This is a genomic window from Citrobacter sp. wls826, from assembly GCF_005281245.1.
GTDB classification, from domain to species: domain Bacteria; phylum Pseudomonadota; class Gammaproteobacteria; order Enterobacterales; family Enterobacteriaceae; genus Citrobacter; species Citrobacter braakii.
In genome coordinates, this window is the sequence record NZ_SZWS01000064.1 from 7,868 (window position 1) to 9,623 (window position 1,756).

The 1,756-nt window shown below is 57.5% G+C and carries 2 protein-coding genes; both read right to left on the reverse strand.

Annotation, left to right across the window (positions count from 1 at the left end; translation table 11 throughout):
• On the reverse strand, positions 1–1,052 hold a 1,052-nt coding region (gene lptG, locus FDW87_RS20015; protein ID WP_137380123.1), incomplete at its 3' end, for an LPS export ABC transporter permease LptG.
• On the reverse strand, positions 1,052–1,756 hold a 705-nt coding region (locus tag FDW87_RS23145), incomplete at its 5' end, for an LptF/LptG family permease (RefSeq protein ID WP_252363270.1). The genes lptG and FDW87_RS23145, both read right to left, overlap by 1 nt.

Below are 1,756 nucleotides of genomic sequence, written 5' to 3' on the forward strand. Positions count from 1 at the left end.
ATCAGGAAGAAGCTGGCGCTTGGCAGCAACGCGCCGATAATCGGCGGAATGCCGTACACCAGCGTCAGCGGGCCAAAGATTTGGTCCAGCACATAGAACACAAAGCCGAAGCTAATCCCTGTCACCACGCGCACGCCCATCGGGACGCTACGCAGCGGACCAAAGATAAACGACAGCGCCATCAGCATCATTACCGCCACAGACAGCGGCTGGAAGACTTTGCTCCACATATTGAGCTGGTAGCGTCCGGCGTCCTGGCCGCTCGACTTCAGGTACTTCACGTAGTTATGCAGACCACTAATCGAGAGCGCATCAGGATCCAACGCCACGACGCCGAGCTTGTCGGGTGTAAGGTTGGTTTTCCAGGTGCCGCTCACCGTCTGCGAGCCGGTGATTTGCTTCGGATCGGTCAGGTTGGATTCATCCACCTGCGACAAACGCCAGACCTTCTGCTCCGGGTCAAACGTCGCGCTTGCGGCATAACGGACGGACTGCAAACGGCGCTTGTCGTTAAAGGAGTAGATGCTAATTCCGCCTAACTCGGCGTCACCTTTCACCCGCTCAATGTAGACAAAGCTGTCGCCATCTTTCGCCCACAAACCTTGCTGGGTCGAGAGCAGCGAGCCGCCGTACATCTGCTGCGCACGATAGTTACGCGCCATCTGTTCGCCCTGCGGCGCCACCCATTCGCCGATGGCCATCGTCAGCAACACCAGCGGAATCGCGGTTTTCATCACCGACAACGCCACCTGCATACGGGTAAAGCCAGAAGCCTGCATGACCACCAGTTCACTGCGCTGCGCCAGCATGCCCAGCCCCAGCAAAGCACCCAGCAGCGCCGCCATCGGGAAGAAGATCTGGATATCTTTCGGCGCGCTGAGCAGGGTATACAGCCCGGCGCCCATCGCATCGTAGCTCCCCTGCCCGGCTTTTTTCAGCTGGTCGACAAACTTGATGATCCCGGAGAGCGACACCAGCATGAACAACGTCATCATGATGGTGGTGAAAATGGTTTTACCGATATAGCGGTCAAGTACACCAAAAGGCTGCATTATACCGCTCCTTTACGCATAAAACGGGCACGTAAGCGGCGCATCGGCACCGTATCCCAGAGGTTAAGCACAATCGCCAGCGCCAGATACGCCAGGTTAACCGTCCACATCCAGAACACCGGATCCAGCTTACCTTTGCCGCCGTTCGACTTCAGCGATGTCTGAACCAGGAAGAACAGCAAATAAAGCAGCATTGCTGGCAGCATGGACAGTACGCGACCCTGACGCGGGTTCACCACGCTCAGCGGTACAACCATCAGCGCCATCATAAATACGGTGAATACTAACGTGATACGCCAGGTCAGCTCCGCACGGGCGCGATCGGTGTCGGTCGTCCATAGCGTACGCATGGTCATCTGGTCGGTATCGTTTGGATCCAGCGCCACGGCCTGATGACCGATAATCGCCTGATAATTCTGGAAGTCGGTAATGCGGAAATCGCGCAGCAGCGCGGTCCCTTCAAAACGCGTCCCCTGGTTCAGCGTCACGACCTGAGAGCCATCGCGCAATTGAGTAAGATGACCGGAGTCCGCTACCACCACCGAAGGACGGGCGTTACCTTTCGGGCGGATTTGCGCGAGGAACACATCGTTGAAATTACTGCCGTCAACGCTTTCGATAAACAGCACCGAGCCGCCGTTAGTGGCCTGCTGGAATTGCCCCTGAGCAAGCGCCGCCATACCGGGGTTCGCTTTCGCCTCCGC